General features: G+C 66.2%; 24 protein-coding genes and 1 tRNA gene. 12 read left to right on the top strand and 13 right to left on the bottom strand.

Translation table 11 applies throughout. The features are described from left to right. The first annotated feature begins 56 nt into the window (after window positions 1-56). On the top strand, window positions 57-596 hold the full coding sequence (locus ACODSL_RS18200) for a hypothetical protein (protein WP_488902146.1): 540 nt from the start codon (window positions 57-59) through the stop codon (window positions 594-596). Here the strand turns inward: ACODSL_RS18200 and modA are convergent. Next, entirely contained in the window at window positions 593-1366 is a 774-nt protein-coding gene (gene modA, locus ACODSL_RS18195; protein WP_488902145.1) for a molybdate ABC transporter substrate-binding protein, read from the bottom strand. The genes ACODSL_RS18200 and modA overlap by 4 nt on opposite strands. 257 nt (window positions 1367-1623) lie before the next feature. Here modA and ACODSL_RS18190 point away from each other — a divergent pair, with 257 nt between their 5' ends. Beyond that, window positions 1624-3657 (top strand): AsmA family protein, encoded by a 2034-nt coding sequence (locus ACODSL_RS18190; RefSeq protein WP_488902144.1) that lies wholly within the window; start codon window positions 1624-1626, stop codon window positions 3655-3657. 54 nt (window positions 3658-3711) lie between these two features. Here ACODSL_RS18190 and ACODSL_RS18185 read toward each other — a convergent pair. From ACODSL_RS18185 to ACODSL_RS18175, 3 genes are all read right to left on the bottom strand, one after another. Beyond that, window positions 3712-3788, bottom strand: a tRNA-Arg gene (locus ACODSL_RS18185). 46 nt (window positions 3789-3834) lie between these two features. Further along, a complete protein-coding gene (locus tag ACODSL_RS18180; RefSeq protein ID WP_488902143.1) occupies window positions 3835-5154 on the bottom strand; it encodes an NCS2 family permease in 1320 nt (439 codons plus the stop codon). Window positions 5155-5234: 80 nt separating this feature from the next. Next, on the bottom strand, window positions 5235-6509 hold the full coding sequence (locus ACODSL_RS18175) for a cytochrome P450 (protein WP_488902142.1): 1275 nt from the start codon (window positions 6507-6509) through the stop codon (window positions 5235-5237). 103 nt (window positions 6510-6612) lie between these two features. Between ACODSL_RS18175 and ACODSL_RS18170 the strand changes: the two genes are divergently transcribed. Beyond that, window positions 6613-7257 (top strand): TetR/AcrR family transcriptional regulator, encoded by a 645-nt coding sequence (locus ACODSL_RS18170; RefSeq protein WP_488902141.1) that lies wholly within the window; start codon window positions 6613-6615, stop codon window positions 7255-7257. Window positions 7258-7259: 2 nt separating this feature from the next. Beyond that, window positions 7260-7442 carry a rubredoxin gene (locus tag ACODSL_RS18165; RefSeq protein WP_488902140.1) on the top strand — a complete coding sequence of 61 codons (183 nt, stop codon included), beginning with the start codon at window positions 7260-7262 and terminating at the stop codon, window positions 7440-7442. Here ACODSL_RS18165 and ACODSL_RS18160 read toward each other — a convergent pair. The 3 genes from ACODSL_RS18160 to ACODSL_RS18150 are packed head-to-tail and all read right to left on the bottom strand — an operon-like array spanning window position 7439 to window position 9549. After that, window positions 7439-7975: a DUF1254 domain-containing protein gene (locus tag ACODSL_RS18160; RefSeq protein WP_488902139.1), complete on the bottom strand. Its 537-nt coding sequence runs from the start codon at window positions 7973-7975 to the stop codon at window positions 7439-7441. The genes ACODSL_RS18165 and ACODSL_RS18160 overlap by 4 nt on opposite strands. Then, complete coding sequence (locus ACODSL_RS18155; protein WP_488902138.1) at window positions 7972-8565, bottom strand: DUF1214 domain-containing protein; 594 nt, start codon at window positions 8563-8565, stop codon at window positions 7972-7974. The genes ACODSL_RS18160 and ACODSL_RS18155 overlap by 4 nt, the downstream gene beginning before the upstream one ends. Window positions 8566-8586: 21 nt before the next feature. After that, the gene (locus tag ACODSL_RS18150; protein WP_488902137.1) at window positions 8587-9549 is read right to left on the bottom strand and encodes an ABC transporter ATP-binding protein; all 963 of its coding nucleotides are present in this window, start codon (window positions 9547-9549) and stop codon (window positions 8587-8589) included. A gap of 102 nt (window positions 9550-9651) precedes the next feature. Between ACODSL_RS18150 and ACODSL_RS18145 the strand changes: the two genes are divergently transcribed. Next, complete coding sequence (locus tag ACODSL_RS18145; protein WP_488902136.1) at window positions 9652-9939, top strand: zinc-finger domain-containing protein; 288 nt, start codon at window positions 9652-9654, stop codon at window positions 9937-9939. 60 nt (window positions 9940-9999) lie between these two features. Then, window positions 10000-10800: an isocitrate lyase/PEP mutase family protein gene (locus ACODSL_RS18140; protein ID WP_488902135.1), complete on the top strand. Its 801-nt coding sequence runs from the start codon at window positions 10000-10002 to the stop codon at window positions 10798-10800. Here the strand turns inward: ACODSL_RS18140 and ACODSL_RS18135 are convergent. Beyond that, window positions 10793-11629, bottom strand: a complete 837-nt coding sequence (locus ACODSL_RS18135; protein ID WP_488902134.1) for an LD-carboxypeptidase — start codon at window positions 11627-11629, stop codon at window positions 10793-10795. The genes ACODSL_RS18140 and ACODSL_RS18135 overlap by 8 nt on opposite strands. Before the next feature lie 59 nt (window positions 11630-11688). Here ACODSL_RS18135 and ACODSL_RS18130 point away from each other — a divergent pair, with 59 nt between their 5' ends. Beyond that, the gene (locus tag ACODSL_RS18130; RefSeq protein WP_488902133.1) at window positions 11689-13092 is read left to right on the top strand and encodes a UDP-N-acetylmuramate--L-alanine ligase; all 1404 of its coding nucleotides are present in this window, start codon (window positions 11689-11691) and stop codon (window positions 13090-13092) included. Here the strand turns inward: ACODSL_RS18130 and ACODSL_RS18125 are convergent, their stop codons facing one another. After that, window positions 13093-14103, bottom strand: coding sequence for a TonB family protein (locus ACODSL_RS18125; RefSeq protein WP_488902132.1), 1011 nt, complete (start codon window positions 14101-14103; stop codon window positions 13093-13095). A 101-nt stretch (window positions 14104-14204) separates the two neighbouring features. Between ACODSL_RS18125 and polA the strand changes: the two genes are divergently transcribed. The 3 genes from polA to ACODSL_RS18110 all read left to right on the top strand — a co-directional run bounded on the left by polA (window position 14205) and on the right by ACODSL_RS18110 (window position 19098). Then, a complete protein-coding gene (gene polA / locus ACODSL_RS18120; protein WP_488902131.1) occupies window positions 14205-17090 on the top strand; it encodes a DNA polymerase I in 2886 nt (961 codons plus the stop codon). 110 nt (window positions 17091-17200) lie between these two features. Then, entirely contained in the window at window positions 17201-18148 is a 948-nt protein-coding gene (locus tag ACODSL_RS18115; protein ID WP_488902130.1) for a sulfotransferase domain-containing protein, read from the top strand. Between the two features lie 2 nt (window positions 18149-18150). Then, complete coding sequence (locus ACODSL_RS18110) at window positions 18151-19098, top strand: sulfotransferase domain-containing protein (protein WP_488902129.1); 948 nt, start codon at window positions 18151-18153, stop codon at window positions 19096-19098. Window positions 19099-19286: 188 nt separating this feature from the next. On the opposite strand, the gene ACODSL_RS18105 is transcribed toward ACODSL_RS18110, so the two are convergent. The 3 genes from ACODSL_RS18105 to ACODSL_RS18095 all read right to left on the bottom strand — a co-directional run bounded on the left by ACODSL_RS18105 (window position 19287) and on the right by ACODSL_RS18095 (window position 21348). After that, window positions 19287-20153, bottom strand: coding sequence for an alpha/beta fold hydrolase (locus ACODSL_RS18105; protein ID WP_488902128.1), 867 nt, complete (start codon window positions 20151-20153; stop codon window positions 19287-19289). A gap of 360 nt (window positions 20154-20513) precedes the next feature. Then, a complete protein-coding gene (locus tag ACODSL_RS18100) occupies window positions 20514-20849 on the bottom strand; it encodes a hypothetical protein (RefSeq protein ID WP_488902127.1) in 336 nt (111 codons plus the stop codon). 163 nt (window positions 20850-21012) lie between these two features. Then, window positions 21013-21348 carry a hypothetical protein gene (locus tag ACODSL_RS18095; protein ID WP_488902126.1) on the bottom strand — a complete coding sequence of 112 codons (336 nt, stop codon included), beginning with the start codon at window positions 21346-21348 and terminating at the stop codon, window positions 21013-21015. Between the two features lie 893 nt (window positions 21349-22241). On the opposite strand from ACODSL_RS18095, the gene ACODSL_RS18090 reads away from it, so the two are divergent. Both ACODSL_RS18090 and ACODSL_RS18085 read left to right on the top strand, forming a co-directional pair. Continuing rightward, complete coding sequence (locus tag ACODSL_RS18090) at window positions 22242-22829, top strand: ribosomal protein L7/L12 (RefSeq protein ID WP_488902125.1); 588 nt, start codon at window positions 22242-22244, stop codon at window positions 22827-22829. Next, complete coding sequence (locus tag ACODSL_RS18085; RefSeq protein WP_488902124.1) at window positions 22826-23227, top strand: hypothetical protein; 402 nt, start codon at window positions 22826-22828, stop codon at window positions 23225-23227. Before ACODSL_RS18090 ends, ACODSL_RS18085 begins: the two co-directional genes overlap by 4 nt. A gap of 344 nt (window positions 23228-23571) precedes the next feature. Here ACODSL_RS18085 and ACODSL_RS18080 read toward each other — a convergent pair whose 3' ends face one another. Continuing rightward, complete coding sequence (locus ACODSL_RS18080; protein ID WP_488902123.1) at window positions 23572-24276, bottom strand: SOS response-associated peptidase; 705 nt, start codon at window positions 24274-24276, stop codon at window positions 23572-23574. Window positions 24277-24870: the final 594 nt, after the last annotated feature.

Raw genomic sequence — 24870 nt, 5'->3', positions numbered from 1 at the left:
GGCGGCCCCGGGTCGTCACGACTAGAGTCGGCCGCGAAACTGCCCGGAGTGGCCCCATGTCCGTTCGACTGACCCTGCTGGCGTTCTCGGCCCTGGCCCTGACCGCCTGCGACGGAGACCCGTTGCGGATCGCGGCCCGGCAGACCGCCTGCTGCTGTGATCACTGCCCGACGTCTGCGGCGCCCGCCGCCTCGCCCCCCGCGACGGCCGGGGCAGAAGCGCCTCGCCAGCGCCCGTCCGGCGGCGCCCGTATGTATCGTGTCCGCGCCGAGCCGGTGATCGTGACCCGGACCGGCGGCTACGACGATCGGGCCTCGGAAGACAGCCTTTCCGGCGGCTATGGAGGCCGCTACGGCGCGCGCGGGTCGACCGCTGCCGGCATGAGCGTCTCCATTCAGGAGAGTGAATCCTCATCGGAGCGCTACAGCTACCGCGAGTCATCGAGCGGCTATGCCTACGGCGCGGCCTCGGGTGGCTACGCGGCGGGCGGCGGTATGGCCACGACCGGCGCGCCGCAGCAGCCCTACGTCCGCTACAAGTCGGCGAGCACCACGCCGGGCGGCTGGCTGGAGTGGCCGGGCAAGGTCGAGGACTAGGCTGGCCGGGCCAGCACGCCGAAGCCGTAGCGCCTGAAGATCGCCGAGGCCTTCGGGGTTTGCAGGAAACCCAGGAAGCCCGCGGCCGCGCTGTTGCGGGAGGCCGCCGTCAGAGCGCCCGGATAGACGATCGGCGGATGGCTCGCCTCCGGGAAGACGCCCACGATTCGCGCCTTTGGCTCCGCTTTCGCGTCCGTCGCATAGACGACGCCCAGCGGCGCCTCACCGCGTGCGACGTAGGCCAGGGCGGCGCGCACGTTCTCGGCGGGCAACAACTGGTCCGACACGCTGTCCCAGACGCCCAAGCGGGTCAGCGACGCCTTTGTGTACTTTCCGGCCGGCACGGCCGTCGGGTCGGCCAGGGCCAGCCGGCCGCCGCCCAGCGCCTTTTCCAGCGCGAAACCCGGCCCGATCTTCAGCGACACCTTCGAGCCCGCCGGAGCGATCAGCACCAGCTGGTTGGAGAGCAGCCGGCGACGTGAGGCCGGCACGATCAGCGACCTGGCGGCCAGCCAGTCCATCCACTCCTCGTCGGCGGTCAGAATGACGTCGGCCGGCGCGCCCTGGTCGATCTGGCGCGCCATCGCCGAAGAGGCGCCGAAGCTGAAGCGCACCGGCGCGCCTCCCTGGGCCGTCCAGGCCGCGCCGGCCGCGGTCAGCGACTCCTGCAGCGAAGCGGCGGCGAACACCGTGACCGGCTGGGCGGCCCGCGCCAGCGCCGGGACCAGGACCATCGCCGCGCCGACGAAGAAGTGTCGTCTGGTCTGCACGGAAGTCTGCTCCTGTCGTCGCTGGCCTGGCTCTTGCGGACGATCCTCCTTGCTGGATCGAAACGGGACAAGGGGGAGATCGCATGCGTTCGCCAAACGGGCCACTGTTCAAGACCTACGAAATCATCGCCATCGTGGCCTTTCTGACCGCCGCCGCCGCCTGGGCGGGGCTCAAGCTGGTCTACTAGAGGACTTTCCGGACGGAACCCCTCCGACGCCCCCGCGCTATACGCCCGGGGGGCGCCGGAGGTTTGAGTTTGCCGATCCGCTGGCCCAGCGCCGCGTCCACCGTCCTGTCGCACCCCGTCCGGGGCTGGACCGCCATGTCGCCCCGCGCGCGCCTTGGCTTTGGACTCGCGTCCGTCTTCATCCTCGGTCTCGTCATGTTCCTGTGGCTGTTCCAGTGGAACTGGCTGCGGGGGCCAATCGGCGTCGCGGCCTCGGCCCGGCTGAACCGGACCGTGGTCATCGCCGGCGACCTGGAGGTCCATCCCTGGTCATTGACGCCACGCGTCGTGGCCACTGAGGTGCGCATCGCCCAACCCGCCTGGGTCAGGACCGGTGGCGACATGGCCCGCCTTGGCCGCATCGTCATGGAGATCGAGGTGTTGCCGCTGTTCGCCGGCCGGACGGTGCTGCCGCGACTGGAGATCATTCGGCCCCGGGTCAGCCTGATCCGGCTGGCGGACGGCCGGAGCAACTGTAACTTCGGCGGCGGAGGGTCGGGCCTGAAGCTGCCGGCCATTCGCCATTTCACGATCATTGACGGACGACTTTCCCTGGCGGACGCGAAGCGCAAGACGACCTTCGCCGGCCGTGTCTTCACCGACGAGGTCAAGGGTGACTCGGGTCGCGGCGGATTCACGCTCAAGGGCGAAGGCCTGCTCAACGGCGGCCGGTTCCTGGCCGACATCTCCGGGGACCCGCTCCTGAACATCTCGCCCGACCGGCCCTGGCCCTTCCGCGCGGACGTTCGCGCCGGGGCGACGCATCTGGTCGCCAAGGCGAAGATTCTCAAGCCGTTCGATCTTGGCCGCTATGAGGGCGACATCGTCGTGACCGGCCAGGACCTCAACGACCTGTTCGGCCTGACAGGTCTGGCCATGCCCAACACGCCACCCTACCGGCTGGCGGCGCACATGACCCGCCGCGGGACCCTTTACCGCTTTGACCGGGCCGCCGGGCGGATCGGCGACAGCGATGTCTCCGGAACCGCGGCGGTCGAGACGCGCGGCGAGCGTCCCCTGCTGACGGCCGACCTGCGCTCACGGCGGCTGGATTTCGATGACCTGGGAAGCCTGTTCGGCGGGCCGCCATCGACCCGCAAGGGCGAATCGGCCTCGCCCGAGCAGATGGCCATGGCCGGCCGCATGGAAGCGAGCCGGCGGATGTTCCCGGACGCGACCCTTCAGGTCGACAGGATTCGGAGCATGGACGCCCACGTGAAGTATCGCGCTGACACCGTGAATGCGCCCGGCCTGCCGCTGACGAAGGTTTCGCTCGACCTGGACCTCAAGGACGGGGTGCTGGTCGCCGATCCCGTTGCGGTGACCTTCAAGCGCGGGGCGGTGGCCGGCCTGATCAAGCTGGACGCGCGCAAGGACACGCCCCGAACGGATCTCGACCTGCGCCTGACCGGGGCGCGGCCGGAGGACTGGATCACCGTTCAGTCCGCCGGGCGCCCGGTGATCGAGGGCAAGATCGTCGCCCGGGCGAGACTGACAGGCTACGGCAATTCGATGCGCAAGACGGCCGCCAGCGCCAGCGGCGTCCTGACGGCCGTCGCGCCCAGCGGTCAGATGCGCCAGGCCTTCGCCGAACTGCTGGGGGTCAATGTCTTCAGGGGGCTGATCCTGCTGCTTTCGGAGGATCCGAGACAGACGCCGATCCGCTGCGCCGTGGCCGACTTCCGCGTCACCGACGGCATCGCCCGGGCCAACCGCATCGTGCTCGATACGGGTGTGGTTCGCGTCCACGGCGCGGGCACGATCAATCTGAAGACCGAGCGCCTGAATCTCACCTTTGAAGGCGAATCCAAGAAGCCGCGCCTCCTGCGCCTGTTCATACCGATCGACATCGACGGACCGCTGGTGAAGCCGGGCGTCACCCTGCGGACCGGATCCGCCATCGCCCAGGGCGGCATCGCCGCGGCGCTGGCGACGCTGCTATCGCCGTTGGCGGCCATACTGCCATTCGTCGAGCCGGGCCTTGCGAAGGACGCCAACTGCGCGGCGCTGGTGGCCGAGGGCCGCGCAAAGGGCGCGCCCGTCGGCAAGTCGGCCGCTCGCTGATCTCGTTGGACCTGACAGGCGACCTGCCGGACCTTTGGTGGAGACAGGAAGCAGTGGCGCACCCGACACGATTCGAACGTGTGACCTTTGCCTTCGGAGGGCAACGCTCTATCCAGCTGAGCTACGGGTGCGGATCGCTGGCGGAGGCGGGTCAATAGCGGAAAGATTGTCCCGGCGCTACCCCGCCGCCAGCCAGATAAATCGGGCCACGAAGAGACCGGCCAGCAGGTAGAGCATCCAGTCGCCGGCCCGGGCCTGGCCGCGCGCCAGCTTGAGCAGGGCGTAGGCGACGATGCCGAAGGCCAGGCCATTGGCGATCGAGAAGGTCAGCGGGATGGCGATCAGCGTCAGAAATCCGGGGATGGCCACCAGCGGGTCGTCCCAGTCGCTGGCCGCCAGCGGGGCCATCATCAGGGCGCCGACGAGGATCAGGGCCGGGGCGGTCGCCGCCGCCGGAATGATCTGGGCGAACGGGGCGAACACCAGCGCGACCAGGAACAGCAGGCCGACCACGACCGCCGTCAGGCCGGTGCGACCGCCCGCTGCAACGCCGGCGGCGCTCTCGATATAGCTGGTGGTGGTGGTGGTCCCGGCCAGCGACCCGAAGATCGCGGCGGCGGCGTCCGTGATCAGGATGCGGTTGATGCGCGGGATGGAGCCGTCCGGCGCGGCCAGACCGGCGCGCTGGGTCACGGCCACCAGGGTCCCGACATTGTCGAACAGGTCGACGAACAGGAAGACGACGACGATCTCGATCAGGGCCATCGCCGCGCCCCTGCCGCCCACGCCGAAGGCCGTGGGTATGTCGAGGCGGAAGGCGGTCGAGGTCAGGGCCTCGAAACTGTAGTCGACCGGCGTCCAGTGCACGGCGTGAACGGCCCAGGCCAGGGCCGTGGTGGCGAGGATGCCGACCAGCATGGCCGCCCGGATGCGCCAGGCCAGCAGGGCGCCCGTCAGCACCAGACCGAACAGCGCCAGCACCGCCGTCGGCGTGGTCAGGTCGCCCAGGGCCACCGTCGTGGCGGGGTCGGCGACGACGATGCCCGCGCCCTTCAGGCCGATGAAGGCGATGAACAGGCCGATGCCGGCGGCGATGGCCGCGTAGAGTGAGGTCGGAATGGCCCCGACGATCAGCCGGCGCACGCCGGTGACAGTCAGGATCAGAAACAGCACGCCCGACAGGAACACGCAGCCGAGCGCCGTCTCCCACGGCAGACCCATCCCCTTGACCACGGTGTAGGTGAAATAGGCGTTCAGCCCCATGCCGGGGGCCAGCGCGATCGGATAGTTGGCGACCAGCCCCATCATGATCGAGCCGAACGCCGCGGCCAGACAGGTGGCCGCCGCCGCGCCCGCCGCCGGCATGCCCGCGTCGGCCAGGATCGTCGGGTTGACGAGGATGATGTAGGCCATGGTCAGGAAGGTGGTCAGACCCGCCATGACCTCGGTTCGAACGGCGGTGCCGTTGTCCTTCAGCCTGAACAGCCGTTCCAGCATCGACCAAGCCCCCTGTCGTCGCAGGGTGGCAGCTTAGCGCGGCGAGACACGCCCCGGCAAACGACCGGGGCGCGAAACGGTCAGTGCATCTTGAAGCGGATCGGCACGGACTTGGGTCCGCAGACGAAGCTGGCTTCCATCCGGCGGGGTTCGCCGTCCAGTTCGACGCTCTCGAGACGCGGCAGGAGTTCTTCCCAAAGCACCCGCATCTCCATCCGGCCCAGGTGCTGGCCGAGGCAGACGTGTGCGCCGTAGCCGAAGGCGACGTGCTTGTTGGGACTGCGTTCGATGTCGAACTTGAACGGGTCGGTGAAGGCCGCCTCGTCGCGGTTGCCCGACGGGTAGCTGAGCATCAGCCAGTCCCCCTTGGCGATCTTCTGCCCGGCGACCTCGGCGTCGGCGGTGGCGCTGCGCATGAAGTGCTTCACCGGCGTTTCCCAACGGATCGATTCCTCGACCAGGCCCGGGATCAGCGACAGATCGGCCTTCACCTTGGCGAACTGGTCGGGATTCTGGGCGAGTGCCCACATGCCGCCGGCCGTGGTGTTCGAGGTGGTGTCGTGGCCGGCTGTTGCGGCGATGATGTAGTAGCTCATCGCCTCAAGGTGGCCGAGCGGCTTGCCCTCGATCTGGCCGTTGGCGATGACGCTGGCCAGATCGTTGCGCGGGTTGGCCCGGCGGTCCTCGGTCATGGCGTTGAAGTAGGTCATGAAGTCCATGACCGTGGCTTGCACGGCCGCAAGGCCGGCGTCGGCGTCGGTGATGGCCGAGCCGCTTCGGTTCAGCTCAGGATCGGCGCTGCCGAAGAGCTCCTGGGTCAGCTTGAGCATGCGCGGCTCGTCGATCTCCGGCACGCCGAGCACCTCCATGATCACGTGCAGTGGATAGAGGAAGGCCACGTCGCGGGCGAAGTCACAGCGGTCGCCCTTGGCCGCCATGCGGTCAACGAAGCCGCGGGCGATCTCGCGGATGCGCGCCTCGAGGCCGCGGATGTTCTGCGGCAGAAACCACGCCTGTGTCAGACGCCGGTAGTTCATGTGGTCGGGGTTATCCATCTGGACCAGCGAGCGGACCAGGTGCGGCGAGCCGCCGGTCATCGCCCGGACCTTCTGGTCCATCACGATCGGGGTCACGACCGTGGCGAGGTCGCCGTTGTGGAACAGATCGTTCTGCTTCTCGACCTCCTGGATGTCGGCGAAGCGGGTCACGACCCAGAAGGGATCGAACCCTTCCGGCTGGGCCTTCGCGAGCGGCGCGTTATCGCGCAGCCACTTGAAGGCGTCGTCGACGCGCTTGCCGTCTGCGTAGGCCTTCGGGTCGACGATGGTGTTGGCCACGTCCTGGGGAATCATCATGGTCTGGCTTCCTGATCGGTCCTCACCGCCTGTCCCCGGCGGCTGTCTGGAAAACGCTAGCACTCACTTGCTATACGGCTAACAAGTAAATTAGAGAATTGATATGGCTCAGTCCACGCCCATCGACCGAACGCGCCGCACCCAGGCGCAGCGCCGGGACGAATCCGAGCAGCGGCTGCTGCGGGCGGCCGGCGACGTGATCGCCGAACGCGGGGTGACGGCGGCGACCTTCGAGGCGATCGGGACCCAGGCCGGCTACAGCCGGGGCCTGGCGACGCAGAAGTTCGGCTCCAAGCAGGGCATGATCGAGGCGCTGATCGCCCACCTGCACGCCCGGCAGGACGCGGTGCTGGGCGCGCTCGGCGTCGACGCCATGCCCGGCCTCGAGGCGGTGCTGACCTATGTCGACCTCTACCTGCGCGACCTGTCGCGGAAGGGCGAAGGACGCGCCTATTTCATGCTGCTGGCCAGCGCCATCGCCGACCTGTCGGTGCTGCGCGCGGCATTCGCGGTCTCGCACGAGCGGGTCGAGCGCAGGCTGGAAGCGATGGTCCTTCGCGGCCAGGCCGAGGGCGCCATCCGCCGCGACCTCGATGCCGACGCCGCCGCCCTGATGGTCGGAAGCCTGCTGCTCGGGCTGTCGATCCAGTGCCTGATCGATCCGGATATGGACCTTGACCCGATCCGCACCACCAGCCTCGCGACCCTGCGGCTCAGCTTCGCCGCCGCCGCGCTCCCGGAGGGATAACCATGGCCGACGCCGCGCCTTACAAGACCTGGCAATGCCGCACCTGCGGCTTCATCTACGACGAGGCCGAAGGCGACGCGGGCGAAGGCCTGGCGCCGGGCACGCGCTGGGCCGATATCCCGGCGAGCTGGGTCTGTCCGCTGTGCGGCACGCCCAAGGCCGATTTCGACATGATCGAGCTCTAGCCGGTCGGCAGGGCCTCACAGAGGTTCACCGCGCGACGGGCGGCGTCGGCCCTGGCGAAAGCCTCAGCCGTCGGCGCGAGCCGTCGATCGAGCGCAAGGCCGCGACGACTCGGCGCGAAGACGATGCGGGCCGGATCGACCCCGACTGGCGGCCGGGCGCCCTTCGCGATCAGCACGATCTCGGCGCCGTTCGGGCCCATCGTCCGGTCATTGCGCGAGAAGAAGTTGTCGGTGTTGTCGCCATACAGCGACAGCGAGGCATAGTCCGACGACCCGGCGACCCGGATGCGAACCGGCCCCTCGCTCACATCCCAGGCGCAGGCCGCGTAGGCGAGATCAGGCGAGGAGCGGACCACACGCTGCGTCTCGGGCGTGGTGCGCGGGGCGAAGTTCCAGTGGCCGACCCCGCCGGCCGCGGCGATCCGTTTCATCGCAATCGACATGATGATTTTCGGCCCCGCGAACAGGCCCACGGCATGGACGGTCACGGCGATGGCCAGAGTCAGCAGACCCCAGCGGACGATCGGCTTCATGACGCGCCTCCCGAGCAGGTCTCGCGCGTTACGACGGGCATCGGCGCAAGGGTCGGATCCTTCACCACCGCCGGGTCGGGATTGTAGAACCGTAGCAGCAGGGAGATGTCGGTCGCCGTCGCGCTGGAGATCCAGAGCCCCTGCGTCGGACGGGCGCCGCCCAGTTGGGCCGACCAGCGGCCGGCCGCATCAGGCGCCGCGCGGGTCTTGTCGATCGACGGCGCGCCGTCGGCGTTCCGGGCCAGATAGCCCTTGTCGTAGAGGGTGATCGACCACCAGCGCACCGGCATCGCCCCGCCGGTGATGCGGTAGCGACAGTCTGACCTCAACGGCGCGCCGGACGAATCGCGGTCGGTGGTGAAGTAGATCGTCTCGGACCGGTCCAGCGCCAGTAGCCCGCCGATGGCGACCTTCAGGCGGGTGTAGGGGTCGGCGCCCTTCGACCCGGCCAGTGGATTGTAGCTCCAGCCGGCGTGCGGCACGCCCTTGAACCCGCCACCGCCGGCGACAAGCCCGACCAGCGACGCCAGGCCGAGCAAGACGCCCGCCAGGGCGGCGGTCGCGACAAAGATGATCCTGCGAGTCCGCATTGTTCGCCCCCCGGCGTCGTCTCAGTCCTTGGTCGGATCGCGGGCGTCCGGCGCACCGTAGGTCAGGGCCAGGAAGACGTCCTCGAGATCGGGATCCTCGGTGGCGATGTCCTTGATGTGCAGGCCGCTGGCCCGCACCGCCGCCAGCACCTGTTCGACGCTGGACTGGCCCGTCTTGTAGGTCACCGAGAACGACCCGCCACTGCGCAGCTTGGTCTCGAATCCGGCGAGGTCCGGGGCCGTGGCGACCGGCTCGTCCGGCGTGACCACGACATTGCGGGTGTCGAGACGCTGCAGCAGCTTGGCGGTCGGCTCGCAGGCGACGACCTCCCCGCGGTTGACGATGGCGATCTGGTCGCAGAGCTCCTGCGCTTCCTCGAGATAGTGGGTGGTCAGGACGATGGTCACGCCGAGGCGGTTCAGCCCGACGACATAGTTCCACAGCTGGCGGCGCAGCTCGACGTCGACGCCGGCCGTCGGCTCGTCGAGGATCAGCACCGGCGGATTGTGCACCATCGCCTTGGCCACCATCAGCCGGCGCTTCATGCCGCCCGACAGCTGACGCACATAGGCATCGGCCTTGTCGGTCAGGCCCAGGGCCGCGAGCAGCTCGTCGGTGCGGCGCTCCTTCTTCGGCACGCCGTACATTCCGGCCTGGACCTCGAGCGACTCGCGCGGCGTGAAGAACACGTCGGCGGCCAGCTCCTGCGGCACCACGCCGATGGCGGCGCGAGCGTCGCGCGGCCGCGTGTCGACGTCGCGGCCCCAGATCTTCACCGTGCCCGAGGACTTGCGCGCAAGCCCGGCGAGAATGTTGATGAACGTCGACTTGCCGGCCCCGTTCGGGCCCAGCAGGCCGAAGATCGAGCCACGCGGAATCTTCAGGTCGATGCCGTTCAGGGCCAGCTTTTCAGCCGTGGTCTTGGTGGCGGCGTAGGTCTTCACCAGGCCGGTGGCCTCGATGGCGTAGTCGGGCAGGTCCATTCGGGCTTTCTTGGCGGAGCGGATCAATTGACGCCCCGGCGGGGCCTCGCATAGGTATGCGCCAGACGCCGCCACGCCAAGGGCGGGATTGGGATGACATCAATGGCCCGCAAGACCACGGCGAAGACGAGCAAGGGAACGACCCCGACCGCGACGACCGCGACGGCGGCGAGCTTCCCGGCGCCGGAGTCGGTGATCGTGCGATCGCACCGCATCGCCTGCGAGGGTGTCGGCGGGGCGCTGGGCCATCCGCGGGTCTGGCTCGAGATGGGCGGATCCGGCTTTGTCGACTGCCCCTACTGCGACCGCCGCTTCATCGCCGCGACCGGTCCGGGTGACGAGGACGAGCGCCTGGCCCCCGGCGTCTACGAGGGCTCGGCCGGACATTGACCTCCGAATGCTGCCAAACCCGGGGCTGACCGATCGCGACGGCCGGCCTAATCTGGGGTCATGAGCACGCACGCTGACACCTTTCGCCGCCTGCACGCAGGCCCCGACCTCCTGATCCTGCCGAACGGCTGGGACGCCGGCAGTTGCCGCGTCATCGAGACGCTCGGCGCCAAGGCGGTGGCCACCTCCAGCGCCGCGGTCTGCTGGAGCCACGGCTACGCCGACGGCCACCATCTGCCGGTCGACTTTTTGATCACCACGGTGCGGGAGATCACCCGGGCCATCAGCATCCCGCTGACCTGCGACTTCGAGGGCGGCTATGCCGACGACCCGGCGACGGTCGGCGACAACGTGGCAAAGGTCATCGACGCCGGGGCGATCGGGATCAACATCGAGGACGGCGGCGGCGCGCCGGATCTACTGGCCGCGAAGACAGACGCCGTGCGCAAGGCGGCCGACCGGGCGGGCGTGGCGCTGTTCATCAACGCCCGCACCGATGTCTATCTGCGCGGGCTGGCCGAGGGCGAGGCGGCCGTGGCGGAGGTCCTGCGCCGGGCGGCGCTCTATCGTAACGCCGGGGCTGATGGCCTGTTCGCGCCGGGCGTGATCATTCCCGACGAGATTGCCGCCATCGCGGCCGGCTGCGGCCTGCCGCTGAACGTCATGGCGAGGCCCGGCCTGCCGGACGGTGCGGCGCTTCAGGCGCTTGGTGCGCGGCGGATCAGTTCGGCGACGGGCCTCGGGCGGGCGGCGCTCGCGGCGCTGAACGTCGCCACGACCCACTTCCTCACCACAGGTGACTCCGACGCCCTGGCGGCGATGGACACCGTGGGCCTCAACTACAACACGCTGTTCAGCTGAGGCCGAACGGCACGACCTTGTTGTCCGCGTCGTGGCCGATGTCGGCGCGGCCGAGCCAGGCGATCCCCGCCCGGTCGCACCAATGGCGACAGACCTCTTCCGCGGTCATGCCGAAGTCGGGATCGTTGGGCGGGATATCGCTGCAGCGGCCCAGGCGGATGCCGGCCACCTTGCGGATGCCGGGATTGCTGGTGATGTGGAACAGGGCCCGATCGAGACGGTACATGTACTCGCCGACGTCCTCGAGCAGCAGCTCATGATCCGTCAGGTCCGGCTGAAGCGCGGCGCCGAGCAGCTGGCTGAGCACGGTGATGTTGAACGCCGCCGCCTTGCGGCCCGGCAGAAGGCCCGGCTCTAGCGCGGCGCGGTCGCCGTCGGCGATCCAGGCCAGGGCGCGGGCGATGGCCGCCTCGCCGCCCGGCCGGCGGATGTCATGGGCCACGGGCCCGTGGGTCGGCCGGCCGATTCCCGCCTTGTGCAGCCCCGCCAGCACGAAACCGATGTCGCTGTAGCCCATGTAGATCTTGTCGCGCGCCGCACCGGTCAGGCCGGCGAGGATCGCCTCGGCCGGCCGGTTGGAGCCATAGCCGCCGCGGGCCACCCACAGGGCGTCGAAGGCCGGGTCATTGGCCACCCGCAGGAAGCCCTCGGCACGGGCCGCATCGTCGCCGGCGAAGTGGTTGTGGGTCAGGAAACACTGCGGATCGAACACCACCTGGACCCTGCCGTCGGGGTACAGACGGGCGACCAAGGCCTCGACTTCGGCCGGCACGGCGGGGTCGATGCGCGAGGCGGGGGCGACGACGCCGATCCTGACCGGTTTGACCATCTGCTCGCGGACCTGTCGGGCGGTTTGTCACCCTGCCCCCGACCGTATATTTCCCGGGGATGATTCAGGACAGACCCTACTTCTTCTGCGGGATTGGCGGCAGCGGCATGCTCCCCCTGGCCCTGATCGTCCAGGCGACCGGCGCGACCGTCGAAGGCTCCGACCGGGCCCTCGACCAGGGCCGCACGGCGCCCAAGTTCGAGTTCCTCCGCGCCCGGGGCATCCGGCTGTTCGCCCAGGACGGCAGCGGCGTCACCCGGCCCGAGCAGATCATCGTCGCCACCGCCGCCGTCGAGGACACCGTGCCCGACGTGATCGCCGCCCGCCGGGTCGGGGCGACGATGCTGTCGCGGGCCGAACTGCTCGCCGACCTGTTCAACGGCGCGCCGCAATCGGTCGGCGTCGCCGGCACCAGCGGCAAGTCGACGACCACCGCCATGATCGGCTGGATCCTGCACCGCACCGGCCGCGACCCGACGGTGATGAACGGCGCGGTGATGAAGAACTTCGTCACCGACGACACGCCCTTCGCCAGCGCCCTGGTCGGTCAGGGCGGGCTGTTCGTCAGCGAGGTCGACGAGAGCGACGGCTCGATCGCCCGCTACTGGCCGCAGGTGGCGGTGATCAACAACATCAGCGAAGACCACAAGACGATGGACGAGCTGCGGGTGCTGTTCCGCGACTACGCCCTGAAGGCCAGCACGGTGGTGCTGAACCTCGACAACGACGAGACGGCGCGACTGGCCGCCGAGCTGCCGCGCGAGCGTCAACTCGGCTGGAGCTTCGAGGACCCGTCGGCCGATCTGTATGCGGACGATATTGCGCCCGCTCCGGATTCGATCGGCTTCCGGCTGCACGAACAGGCCAGCGGCGAGACGGTCAGCGTGCGCCTCAAGGTCCCGGGCCGGCACAATGTCGCCAACGCCCTGGCCGCCCTCGGCGCCGTGCGGGCGCTGGACGTACCGCTGGCGGACGCCGTCGCGGCCATTGAGGCCTACGAGGGCGTCAAGCGGCGGCTGGAGGTCGTGGGGAGCAAGGGCGGCGTCACCGTCATCGACGACTTCGCCCACAACCCGGACAAGATCGCCGCCACGCTCGACACCCTGCACGCCTTCCCCGGACGGCTGCTGGTGATGTTCCAGCCGCACGGCTTCGGCCCTCTGCGGCTGATGCGCCGGGAGTTCGTGCGCGGCTTCCTGGACGGGCTGTCGGCGGACGACGTCTTGCTGATGCCCGAGCCGGTCTATTTCGGCGGCACCACCATCCGCGAGGTGACGAGCGAGGACATCGCCGCCGACGTGCGGGCCGGCGGCCGCACGGCCGAGGCGCTCGCCGATCGCCCGGCCTGCGGCGACCGGCTGGTCGAACTGGCGAAGCCCGGCGACCGCATCATCATCATGGGCGCCCGCGACGACACCCTGTCGGTCTTCGCCGCCGAGGTGCTGGAGCGACTGGCCGGCTGATCAGGGAGCCGCCGGCGCCGGCTCTTCCGGCGCGAGGCTGAACTGGATCGGAACCTTGACCCGCGCGCCGGCCACCGGCCGGCCTTCGGGAGTCCAGGGGTCGAGCTGCATGAAGCTCGCGGCGGCGACAGCCGAGGCGCCGAAGCCCATGTCGGTCGGCGCTTCGCGAGAGACCCGGCAGTCGGTCAGCTTGCCGTCCGCGGCCACCAGGCAATCGGCGACGCCGACGCCTTCCGTCACGCCCGCGTCAGCCGCCTTCGCCGGAAAGAGGGCGACGACCTTGTCGGGATTGATGCGCGCGATCCAGTCCGGCTTCTCGACCTTCTTCGCCTGCCCGGCCGGCGTGGCGGGATTGTAAAAGCGGAAGCTGACCGCGATGTCGGCGTCGCCGTAGCGTTTGAGGTCATCGGCCGTGGCCTTGAGCCGGAACTTGCCCACCAGACCGCGCGCCGCTTCGCCGAAGGGCGTCCCCTTCGGAGTCTGGCCGGCGATGGTGCAGTTGCGCAGGCCGGCGTCCGACCCGACCCGACAGCGCAGGACGGACGTCCCGACCGCCAGATCGCCGACCTCGGCCGGCCAGGCGGCGGCCATGTCCTCGAAGCTCGGCGCCTGGGCCCAGACCGCCTCGGTGACCACCATCCGGGCCGAGAACGTCGGCGCCCTCAGCTGGATCGGAATACGAATGGTGGCGCCGTCCACGGGCTTTCCATCGACCGTCTGCGGCTTCATGCGGAACAGCGCCTCGGCCATCTTCACCACGGCGGCGCCGAAGCCCATGCCGGCCGGAGATTCGCGATCGGCAATACAGTCCCTAAGCCTGCCCGTGGCCATGACCTGGCAGATGATCGTCACCGTGCCGCTGACGCTCATGTCGGTCGCTTCTTCGGGAAAGAAGCGGGTCATCTCCTCGGCGGACGGCTTTGCGGCCCAGTCGGGTTTCACGACCACCTGGGCCTGCGCCGATCCGGCCAGACCCGCGGCGACCCCCGCCGCCAACACCACACGCCTCATACGCTCACCCCCCACTCGCGCCACAGTGGCAGACCCGTCCGACGCTGAAAAGACGCCAAACGCGGGATGACCACCGCCCCCGACGCCACTATCCTCCCCCCATGACCGACGCCCCCGCCCTGCCCGACGTTCGCCCCCACACCCAGGACGGCCCGCCCGTGCGGCTCTATCTGGTCGACGGCTCGGGCTACATCTTCCGCGCCTACCACGCGCTGCCGCCGCTGACACGCAAGTCGGACGGCCTGCCGGTCGGGGCGGTGCAGGGTTTCTGCAACATGCTGTTCAAGCTGCTGCGGGACATGAAGGAGGACGCGCCGACCCACCTGGCGGTGATCTTCGACCACTCCGAGAAGACGTTCCGCAACGCCCTGTACGACCAGTACAAGGCCCATCGCCCGCCGGCGCCTGAGGATCTGGTGCCCCAGTTCCCGCTGGTGCGCGAGGCGACCCGGGCGTTCGGCGTGCCCAGCCTGCAGCTGCCCGGCTACGAGGCCGACGACATCATCGCTGCCTATGCGGACAAGGTCAGCGCCGCGGGCGGCGAGGTGGTGATCATCTCGTCCGACAAGGACCTGATGCAACTGGTCAACGACCGCGTCTCGATGCTCGACACCATGAAGAACGTGCTGATCGGTGCCGACCAGGTGTTCGAGAAGTTCGGCGTCACGCCCGACAAGGTGGTTGAGGTCCAGGCCCTGTGCGGCGACAGCGTCGACAACGTGCCCGGCGCGCCGGGCATCGGCGTCAAGACGGCCGCCCTGCTGATCAACGAGTACGGCGATCTGGAAACGCTGCTCAGCCGGGCGCACGAGATCAAGCAGGAGAAGCGCCGCGAGACGCTGATCAACTTCGCCGACCAGATCCGCCTGTCCCGTCAGCTGGTGCAGCTGGATCGCGACACGCCGCTGCCCGAGCCGCTCGAGGACCTGGTGGTGCGCGAGCCGGACGGCCCGACCCTGGCGGCCTTCCTTGAGCTGATGGAATTCCGCACCCTCGCCCGCCGGGTCGGAGACGCGGCGGCCGGCAACGGCATGCCCGCCGCGCCGATGCCGAAGATGGGCGCGCCCAGACCCGCTCCGGCCGGCGGCTACAGCGCCGGAGAGCGGGAGCCGGCCGCGCCGGTCGAGGCCGTGCAGATCGACACGACCCGGTACGTCTGTGTCCGCGATCTGGCGACGCTGGAGTCGTGGGTGAAGCGCGCGGCCGAGGCCGGAGTCGTCGCCTTCGACACCGAGACGGACGCGCTAGGCTCGGCCGTCGCCGGCCTGTGCGGCGTCTCCCTGGCCGTGGCGCCGGGCGAGGCCTGCTACATCCCGCTCGGCCACTGCGAGAAGGACGAGGGACTGTTCGGCGGCGAGAGCGGCGCGGACCTGACCCAGATCCCGCTCGACAAGGCGCTGGCCGCGCTGAAGCCGCTGCTCGAGGATCCGTCGGTCCTGAAGGTAGCGCAGAACGCCAAATACGATCTCGGTGTGCTCAGCCGGTATGGCATCAATGTCGCGCCGATCGACGACACCATGCTGATCAGCGCCTCTTTGGAGGCCGGCCTGCACGGACACGGCATGGACGAGCTCAGCGAGCTGTGGCTCGGCCACAAGCCGATCCCGTTCAAGCAGGTCTGCGGCGTCGGCAAGAGCGAGATCAGTTTCAAACATGTCGCCCTTGAGCCGGCCACGGCCTACGCGGCGGAGGACGCCGACGTCACGCTGCGGCTGTGGCAGATCCTGCGCCCCCGTCTGGCGCGCGAAGGTCTTCTGACCGTCTACGAGACCACCGAACGGCCGTTGCCGCCGGTGGTGGCGCAGATGGAGAACCACGGCATCAAGGTCGACCCGGACCTGCTGCGCGGCCTGAGCCACGAGTTCTCCATGCGCATGGTCGACCTCGAGGCCAAGGCCCACGAGCTGGCCGGCCGGCCGTTCAACCTGGGCAGCCCCAAGCAGATCGGCGACATCCTGTTCGGCGAGCTTGGTCTCGAGGGGGGCAAGAAGACCGCCACCGGCCAATGGGCCACCGATGTCGATGTGCTCGAGCGGCTGGCCGCCAGTCACGACCTGCCCCGCACCCTGCTCGACTGGCGCCAGCTGTCGAAGCTGAAGGGCACCTACACCGACAACCTGATCGCGGCGATCAACGAGAAGACCGGCCGGGTCCACACCTCCTACAGCCTGGCCGCGGCCAATACCGGGCGCCTCGCCTCGACCGACCCGAACCTGCAGAACATCCCGATCCGCACCGAGGAAGGCCGCAAGATCCGCAAGGCCTTCATCGCCGAACCGGGCAACCTGCTGATCAGCGCCGATTACAGCCAGATCGAGCTGCGCCTGCTGGCCCATGTCGGCGACATCCCCCAGCTCAAGCGGGCCTTCCGCGAAGGGCTGGACATCCACGCCATGACCGCGTCGGAGATGTTCAACACGCCGATCGAGGGCATGCCCTCGGACGTGCGTCGCCGCGCCAAGGCGATCAACTTCGGCATCGTCTACGGCATCAGCGCCTTCGGCCTGGCCAACCAGCTGGGCATCGACCAGTCCGAGGCCGGGGCCTACATCAAGACCTATTTCGAGCGCTTCCCCGGCATCCGCGAATACATGGACCGCATGCGCGCGGAGGTCCGCGAGAACGCCTACGTGACGACGATCTTCGGCCGTCGGATCAACATCCCGGACATCCGTGGCAAGGCCGTGGGCATGCGCCAGTTCGCCGAGCGCGCCGCGATCAACGCCCCGCTCCAGGGCGCTGCCGCCGACATCATCCGCCGGGCCATGGCGCGGATGCCCTCGGCCCTCAAGGACGCGGGCCTGTCATCGAGGATGCTGCTCCAGGTGCACGACGAACTGGTCTTCGAGACCTCCGTGACCGAGGCCGAAGAGACCATGCGCGTGGCCAAGGCGGTGATGGAAAAGGCCGCCCTGCCGGCGGTGGACCTCAGCGTGCCGCTGGTGGTGGAAGCGCGCGCCGCGAACAACTGGGACGAGGCGCACTAGGGGTCTCCTCCCCCAGAGTGGAGGAAGAGCTGACGCGTGACGCAGCCGCCCCCTTGGCATAACATCGCTCTTCGAGGCCGCGCCGACGGCTCGTCCGGGGGGACCACCACATGCTCAGCCGCGCGCCTTTAGCGCCCGTTCGGGACTGGTATTGCGACTCCGCCCACTGGGATCAGTTCACCCCGCGCGACGGGGACGTAGTCATCGCCACCGCGCCAAAGGTCGGCACGACCTGGACGCAGCAGATCGTCAATCTGCTGGTGTTCCAGAACCCCGAGCCCCAGCATCTCGGCTTCCTGTCGCCCTGGCTGGACTGCCGCTTCCAGATGCCGCTGCCCGTGGCGCTGCAGGTGCTGGAGGCCCAGCCCCACAGGCGGTTCGTCAAATCGCACCTGCCGATGAGCGCCCTGCCGATCTGGGACGAGGTCAAATACATCCACGTGGCCCGCGACGGGCGCGACGCCTGCATGTCCTATTTCAACCACGTCAGCGGTTATACGCCGTTCGCCTGGAGCAAGCTGGACGAGATCGGCGAGAGCGACCCGTTGCTGCCGGGCCCAAAGCCCCGGCCGCCCCGGACCGCCCGCGAGTTCTTCCACCACTGGATCGAGCAGGGCGGCACCCGCAAGGCCGAACTGATGGCCGACGCCTTCTTCGAGATCGAGCGGTCCTTCTGGGCCGAGCGGACCCGGCCCAACGTCCTGCTGCTTCACTACAACGACATGAAGGCCGACCTCGACGGCGAGATGCGGCGCATCGCCGCCTTCCTCGACATTCCGGTCGATGAGACCGTCTGGCCGGAACTCGTCGCCGCCGCCGACTTCAGCGCCATGCAGCGCGACGGCGGGACGCTCATGGCCGGCGTCGATGTCGCCTTTGAGGGCGGCCACAAGACCTTCCTCAACAAGGGCACAAATGGCCGGTGGCAGGGCGAGCTGACGGACGAGGACCTCGGCCTCTACCAGCGCCGGGTCGAGAGCGAACTGTCGCCGGGCCTGGCCGCCTGGCTCGAGAAGGGCCGGCGCATCGCGGGCGATCCGCGCGCCAGCGCCGACTGATCATGCTCGTCCGCGCGCCGATCGCGCCCGTGAAGGGCTACTACTGCGACAGCCGGCGCTGGGACGGCTATGTCCCGCGCGACGGCGACATCGTCATCGCCACCGCGCCCAAGGTCGGCACGACCTGGATGCAGCAGATCGTCAGCCTGCTGGTGTTCCAGTCGACGGACCCCAAGCCGCTGCAGTTCATCTCGCCGTGGCTGGACTGCTGTCTGCGCGATAATCTGGACCAGACACTGGCGCTGCTCGAGACGCAGACCCATCGCCGGTACATCAAGTCCCACCTGCCGCTCAGCGCCCTGCCGGTCTGGGACGAGGTGAAGTACATCCACGTCGCGCGGGACGGTCGCGACGCCTGCCTCTCCTACATGAACCACAACAACGCCTATACCGACGCGGCATGGGCCCGGCTGGACGCATCGGCGGAGGCAGATCCGAACCTGCCCGGCCCCGTGCCCCGGCCACCCCGTGACCCGCGGGGCTTCTTTCACCACTGGATCGCGCCGGGCGGCACGACCGCCGCCGAACAGATGGGCGACGGCTTCTTCGAGATCGAGCGGTCCTTCTGGGCCGAACGGACGCTGCCGAACCTGCTGCTCGTCCACTACGCCGACCTGAAGGCCGATCTCGACGGCGAGATGCGCAGGATCGCGGCCTTCCTCGGTATCGCCGTCGACGAGACCCTCTGGCCGACGCTGGTCGCGGCGGCCGGGTTCGAGGCCATGAAGAGCGCCGGCGCCGACCTGATGCCGGGCGCGGAACTGTCCTTCGAAGGCGGCCACCAGACCTTTCTCAACAAGGGAACCAACGGCCGCTGGCAGACCGACCTGACCGCCGCTGACCTGGCCCTCTACGAGGGCCGTGTGGCGACCGAACTTCCGCCCGACCTGGCCGCCTGGCTGGAGCATGGCCGCCGTGTCGCCGGGGATCCGCGCCCCGCGACGGGCTGACCGGAACCTCGCCGCCGCCTCCACGTTCGCTCAACAGGCCGTTGCCTGAAGGGCTGACGATGAAACAGGTGCTGTACTGGACGCTGGCGGTCCCGCTGACCGCGATCATGGCGCTGTTCCTGCTGCGCCTGATGCATGTCGCCTGATCTGACTGTCCCGCGTCGACCCGGCTGACGACGACAGCTTGCTCAGGCCGACCGGTCAAGGAGCCGCACAATGGCCGCGCTCGCGACCGGCTCATCCAGCATCGGCGCGTGTCCCACGGCCGGCACCTCGGCGAAGGCCATCTCGGGCGCCGCGGCCCGCATTCGGGCGGCAATGTCTAGACTGAGAATGTCTGAGGTCTCCCCCCGGATCAGCAAGGCCGGCCGGCCGACAGCTAGGGCTTTGAAGAAGGGCCACAGATCAGGCGCCGCCGTGGAGGAATCGGCTGCCCTGATCGGAAGGGCGATGTCAGGGTCGTAGTCGAGCTCGGGCCTTCCCCCGACCTGCCGGAACGTCCGCCGGGCCATGCGGTCCCAGTCGTCGTCGCCGTACTGAGGAAAGACCGAGGCGTTTCCAGCCTTCACGTAGGCGGCAGCGCCGGCCCAATCGTCGACCTGGGCCGGCAACCCGACATAGCCCCGGATGCGGTCGAGGCCCTCCTGAGCGATCTCCGGCCCGACGTCATTGAGCACCGCCGCCGCGATGGCGTTTGGCCGCAGGACAGCCAGGGTCATCATGATCAGCCCGCCCATGCTGGTGCCGATAAAGACAGCCCGGTCAATGGACTGGCTGTCCAGAAGAGCCAGCAGGTCGGCGGCGTATACCCCGGGACTGTAGGTCGCGGGGTCCGGCGCGCGATCCGAGCGTCCGCGACCCCGAACATCGACAGCGAGGACCCGCCGTCCAGTCTGGCTCACGATGGCGGGAGCCAGGGTCTCGAAATCCCGGGCGTTGCGCGTCAGACCATGGATGCAGATCACCGGCGAATGATCCGGCGCTCCCGGATAATCGAGCGCGTGCAGGGTCAGGCCATCGGCCGAACGCCAGTATAGATCGACGGGCTTTGTCATGGGTCCAGTCTGACCCGGCGGCTTCGCGCCTTCAACCCGGACGCCACCCGATCGGCCAGAACGCGCTACTGCGCAGGGCATCGGGGAAGGCCAGGCCGGCGCCGGAAGCAAGCCCGTGAACCGCAGAAAGACTCCTGGATGCCCTCAACCCCTGTTCAGTAAGGGATTGGTGGAGCCGAGGGGAGGCACCCTCTTCGGAACAAAAACAATCACTTACGGATTGTGGCACGCGACCTGTGTTACAGTCATGTGTAGCAGCCGCTGGTCGATCCCGCTATCTACTAATTGAAGCCGGGATTTTTGAGGCCAGCGGTGCCGTTCTCGTACTCAGGGTTTGGCGGACGCTGCCACAACGAAGCGCTAGGCTTCGCTGATATCCACGCTCAGAATGAGGCTTTCAGGGCATACAAGAACCTTGCCCTGCACACTTATGCCGGCCTCGGACAGTGCCAGAAGGGTTGGCTCGTAGAAGTAGCTATTTCGGCTTCTCGCGTTATCACTGGCCGCTGCAATCTCCTTCAAGACCAGCATGAGATGATCTTCGCGGTAGAAAAGAGTGTCGGTAACGTGCCCCCTCGGCTGATTGTTGTGGATGTCGTAGAGTGGATTATAATCGCCGTCTGAATAAAGAGATCGAATTCCTGAATTTAGTAGACACTCTAGCTCATAGTTTATTTTGATATGTTTCTTGTTCATTCTCATTCTTTGTAATATTGTTTCTCGGTTCCTTTGAACCCATTTTTTTTGCACTTCATAGATATTGATGAGTTGTGCGATGTATTGAAATATAGCTGGATTTACTAACCCCGTTGGGTCTCGACACCTCCTTACGATTCTCGCGCCGAACAGGAAGGTAGCGTTAGCGTATGGAGTTCTGCAGCCGTCGGCTTGCGCTCGATTGAGGCATCAGCAGTGCGTCATGTTCGCCAATGGCTTCCTCGATATCGGCCAGCACAGACTTGTCGGCAGCGGTGGCGTACTTCTCTCCAGCGAATTTCATATTGTCGCGGATCGCATCGGCGGCGATTTCCAGCCGGTTACGATCTATTTCAACGCCGTCTTTGGTGATGTTGGAGTTACGTTCCAACGCGGCTTTGATTTGAGGGAAGTTGCTTATTCCTTTGTGTGCCAGATGATGGCGATCCAGTCTCTGAATTGTCAGATCATAGACGGATAGCGGAATGGTCAGTCTCATAAATATCTCTTTTTACTACGTTTTTTTCAAGCAGAATGACGAGCATCGGGATTATTCCAATGCGCCAAACTTAGGTGATTTAAGGGGGAGCGTTCGAACAAAACTAACAGTAAAACATTCAGAAATGGGATGAATACAAATTAGTTAGAAGGAACATGAATAGAAATAGCACAAAAGTCGACCAGAGTCAAGGTAATTTCCTCCTGTTGCTTGCCGAAGGTCTTCCCTGTGGCTAATGGAGAGGTGGGTTTCGCTGCCAACGCCTTCGCCGGCCAAGGGATCAGAAATGTCTACGGATCGGTATGACTTGGGAGTGTCCTGTTCGGGGTGCGGAACAGCAGGGACGTTTCACTTCTCAGAGGCGGACGCACCCTTTGCGGGCGGCGCTTTCACGATTGACCATAGGCCAGAGGGCTTCACCGTAATCGGCAGCCCCCGCTTCTACAGCGACCTTCACGTTAAGTGTGCGGCCTGCGAGACGACAGTGCATGGGAAGTCAGAAAAGCGGCTCCCCATAGCTAGGCTCCGTAAGAAACGGACCCCTGAGAGCGATGGGGTGGCTGGTCAGAAGCTGGACCAAGAGTAATTTTGCTGAAGGGCTTCTGTAAGCCTCTGGGAAGCCTGCAGACGGCCGTTTGGACCGTTTCCGACGTCACCGCCCCACTGACAGCGAGTGGCGCCCAGCGGGCCTGTAGAGGGGAAATGGCTAGTGGTCCAATTTCCGGTATCGGGCGAGATGGGAGGGCTGCATTCGACCCAAATGCAACGTTGACGGCGCCACAGCATTAAGATCACCTCTGACTCCTAGCTGACGATCGCAATGCTGACCTCATAGCGGCCCAGTTGGCAACTTCGCGGAACCAATATGCCCCTTATTACAGAAGAGGACGGTTATGAATGCCCCAAGGCGACCAGCTGAAAAGCCGAATCCTCGGATAATTGCTCCGAAACAGGCAGTATCTGTATCGAAATCAACAGACCTTTATGGTCCGCTCGGAGCGATATGGACGGTTCCTCGATTTGAACCAAGGTCAGATTTGAAGTTAGGTTCTGAATACCTGAATTCATTGAAGGACGTAAAATTTCAAGTCATTTTGGTTGGCAGAACCCTTGGAGACAAATTCAAACTAGTCAAAACGGTTCGTCGCATCCGCCCTGATCTCGGATTCCAAGCGGCGAAAGACGCCGTTGATGACCTGCCTATGAAAGTCCTAGAAAACGTAAGCGCCGAACAAGCTCTCGCCGTTGTCAATACGCTCGGGTCGGCTGGAGGAGTCGCACATGCTCCCGGTTTAATTCCCGAATTCGAATCACCTAAAGCTCCTCCTCATTCATTCACTCAGCCCGATAGAAATCAAATAGAGTCTGACATAGCAATTTATAGTGTTGAGATTGTTCGGGCATACCAATTGGAATTACTTGGAAACGCCGACGGTCACTTGGAATATGTTCGCGCCAATATTAGAAGGGCATTGGGATGAGTTCGATTTTCAATCGCGCAAATCTCGCCGCGGGAGCAAAAGAGGTCGCCGACCATCTGTTTTTAATTGACCACGTCAAAGCACTTCAAATCGGCCAGAAGGAAATTTCAGACGCAGTAGCACTGCTCGGCCTCCAGATGAGAAAGCTCGAGGGAGAGATCGCGGTCCTAAAATCAGAAACAAAACTCGAAGCTCTCAGAGAAGCTACGGGTGTAGTTCACTCCGTTCAGAGCGCATTTAACCAACGAATTGAAGATCTAGCCGTGAAGGTCGGGGTAATTGAAGCGACATCTAAGAGCTTCAACAATAAGCCCATTTACGCCGGTGAGGCGGCTCGCATGATTGAACAACACAGCATCTCCGCAATTAGTGATTCCGATATTAAAAGCGGGGGATAGCAGAAGAATGGTACAATCTTCTCCTATTTCTACCGCAGCAAGGGGACGTCTGGTCCTCAACCTCAAAGGGTCCGCTAGCCACCCCTAGGAGATATTCGAGTTGTCTGCTCACTGGAGTGGGCGCGCTGCAAAACTACTACAAATCGGAACGCGTTTAGACCTTCTGGGGAGATCGGGGCCGGCATCAAGATTGCTGGGTTTCCACGTCACGTGCCGACGAGCATCCCGACGCAATTGCGCCTAGAGCCGCAAGGCTGCGATCAAGAGCGCAACTAAGATGCCAACGCCAGTTACCCACGGAATCCAGCGCCGAATCATGTCTCCGTGTGGGTCTTCCGGTGGCCTCATAGCTTCAAGAGGGTCCCGTTAGGCAGGGGACGTTGCAGGGCGCTAGCCTCACTCCATGGCCCCCGCATCCACACATCCCGCTCTTCATCTGTGGTCAGGATCACTGGCATGGCTTTGGGGTGGACCGCTCCCACTTCAGCATTGGGTTCTGTGGTCAGGAAGGCGAAAAGATCGCAAGTTTCCCAACCCGTTTTCATTTTGCGAACGCTGCCCCAATCCCGCGTCTCGATGCCGGCGAAGAACGTCAGCGGAAGATCCTCTGAGAGGGCGAACCAGACAGGCTTATATTTGCCGTCGGTGTAGCCGGGCTCGCTGAAAGCGTTGAAGGGCACAAGGCACCGGTTCTCAGGGCCCAACCAACGTGTCCAATGCCGTGAGGCGGTGTTGCGGACGTTAGTGGTCCCGTTGTCCGGCTCGTTCTTCAGCAACTCCTTGAAAGCCGCATCATCGATCTCCTTGCCCTTGGCTCTGAGCTTGTCAGCGCGGGTGCTTGCGGCCTTGAAGAGCGCCTGACTGGACGAGGGCATTCCCCACCTTGCCCGGACTAGCTCACGCTCTCCCTCAGCGCCGTTGCGAACGATCGGGGCCAGATAGTCGGGATAGATATCGCCGGGCTCTAGGTTGCCTACGTCGTCACTCATGGCACGGCTAGCGGCTACGAGTTCGGATCGGCCTGAGCGGGTGCGGTAGAGGTTGCACATGTCACAGAGGCTAGGCCGCCTGTTGATCGGCCGTCAAATCCAGACGCTGACCTGCTTCCTGTCGCACCGACTACATCTGAGACGGTGAGTTATGTCGTAGCGTACGGCTCGGGCACCGAAGACGCGTATGGCGGTTCTGGCTGTCCATTCTGCCTTGTGACCGCAGTTCCCACATTTGATTTTGAGGGTGTCCGACTGCTTCCCCAGCGTATTGCCGAGGTTCTGAAACATGCGGGCCATGACGCACTAGGACGTACGGCTTTGGCGTATTTCGGCAGCCATCCGACGGAGTTCAGCAACCTGCTGTCTAGCCACGTCAGGGCCGTCTTCGTGAAGGATGTAGCCTCGCTCCAGTCCAGCGGCTAACCGGTCGATGGCGTCCGGATCGATCACGTATCGATACTCTTCAACCTCCGAGCGGGCCAAGCGAACAGCACGCAGGGTTTCCGCCCTAGGCATGGTCATTTCTCCATGTTCCTAGTTTGTTCGCCCCATCCTCTACAAGTCAACACCGTCATCGCGCCTCCGCTGGGCGCCCCATTGCAGACAATGCACTTATAGCTAATCATGCTTACCGGGCGTATTTCGGGGGTT

The sequence above is a fragment of the Caulobacter sp. FG121 genome, assembly GCF_057809815.1.
The sequence above is the reverse complement of the archived record's forward strand: the minus strand, read 5'-3'. Positions and strand labels throughout refer to the sequence as shown.

Excerpts from the sequence above, each read along its gene's own strand:
- ACODSL_RS18130 (WP_488902133.1), top strand. The coding sequence starts at position 11,689 with ATGATTCAGGACAGACCCTACTTCTTCTGCGGGATTGGCGGCAGCGGC.
- polA (WP_488902131.1), top strand. The coding sequence starts at position 14,205 with ATGACCGACGCCCCCGCCCTGCCCGACGTTCGCCCCCACACCCAGGAC.
- ACODSL_RS18145 (WP_488902136.1), top strand. The coding sequence starts at position 9,652 with ATGGCCCGCAAGACCACGGCGAAGACGAGCAAGGGAACGACCCCGACC.
- ACODSL_RS18160 (WP_488902139.1), bottom strand. The coding sequence starts at position 7,975 with ATGAAGCCGATCGTCCGCTGGGGTCTGCTGACTCTGGCCATCGCCGTG.
- ACODSL_RS18085 (WP_488902124.1), top strand. The coding sequence starts at position 22,826 with ATGAGTTCGATTTTCAATCGCGCAAATCTCGCCGCGGGAGCAAAAGAG.
- ACODSL_RS18140 (WP_488902135.1), top strand. The coding sequence starts at position 10,000 with ATGAGCACGCACGCTGACACCTTTCGCCGCCTGCACGCAGGCCCCGAC.
- ACODSL_RS18090 (WP_488902125.1), top strand. The coding sequence starts at position 22,242 with ATGAATGCCCCAAGGCGACCAGCTGAAAAGCCGAATCCTCGGATAATT.
- ACODSL_RS18200 (WP_488902146.1), top strand. The coding sequence starts at position 57 with ATGTCCGTTCGACTGACCCTGCTGGCGTTCTCGGCCCTGGCCCTGACC.
- ACODSL_RS18110 (WP_488902129.1), top strand. The coding sequence starts at position 18,151 with ATGCTCGTCCGCGCGCCGATCGCGCCCGTGAAGGGCTACTACTGCGAC.
- ACODSL_RS18170 (WP_488902141.1), top strand. The coding sequence starts at position 6,613 with ATGGCTCAGTCCACGCCCATCGACCGAACGCGCCGCACCCAGGCGCAG.
- ACODSL_RS18100 (WP_488902127.1), bottom strand. The coding sequence starts at position 20,849 with ATGAACAAGAAACATATCAAAATAAACTATGAGCTAGAGTGTCTACTA.
- ACODSL_RS18105 (WP_488902128.1), bottom strand. The coding sequence starts at position 20,153 with ATGACAAAGCCCGTCGATCTATACTGGCGTTCGGCCGATGGCCTGACC.
- ACODSL_RS18125 (WP_488902132.1), bottom strand. The coding sequence starts at position 14,103 with ATGAGGCGTGTGGTGTTGGCGGCGGGGGTCGCCGCGGGTCTGGCCGGA.
- ACODSL_RS18165 (WP_488902140.1), top strand. The coding sequence starts at position 7,260 with ATGGCCGACGCCGCGCCTTACAAGACCTGGCAATGCCGCACCTGCGGC.
- ACODSL_RS18115 (WP_488902130.1), top strand. The coding sequence starts at position 17,201 with ATGCTCAGCCGCGCGCCTTTAGCGCCCGTTCGGGACTGGTATTGCGAC.
- ACODSL_RS18175 (WP_488902142.1), bottom strand. The coding sequence starts at position 6,509 with ATGATGATTCCCCAGGACGTGGCCAACACCATCGTCGACCCGAAGGCC.
- ACODSL_RS18155 (WP_488902138.1), bottom strand. The coding sequence starts at position 8,565 with ATGCGGACTCGCAGGATCATCTTTGTCGCGACCGCCGCCCTGGCGGGC.
- ACODSL_RS18150 (WP_488902137.1), bottom strand. The coding sequence starts at position 9,549 with ATGGACCTGCCCGACTACGCCATCGAGGCCACCGGCCTGGTGAAGACC.
- ACODSL_RS18135 (WP_488902134.1), bottom strand. The coding sequence starts at position 11,629 with ATGGTCAAACCGGTCAGGATCGGCGTCGTCGCCCCCGCCTCGCGCATC.
- ACODSL_RS18180 (WP_488902143.1), bottom strand. The coding sequence starts at position 5,154 with ATGCTGGAACGGCTGTTCAGGCTGAAGGACAACGGCACCGCCGTTCGA.
- ACODSL_RS18080 (WP_488902123.1), bottom strand. The coding sequence starts at position 24,276 with ATGTGCAACCTCTACCGCACCCGCTCAGGCCGATCCGAACTCGTAGCC.
- ACODSL_RS18095 (WP_488902126.1), bottom strand. The coding sequence starts at position 21,348 with ATGAGACTGACCATTCCGCTATCCGTCTATGATCTGACAATTCAGAGA.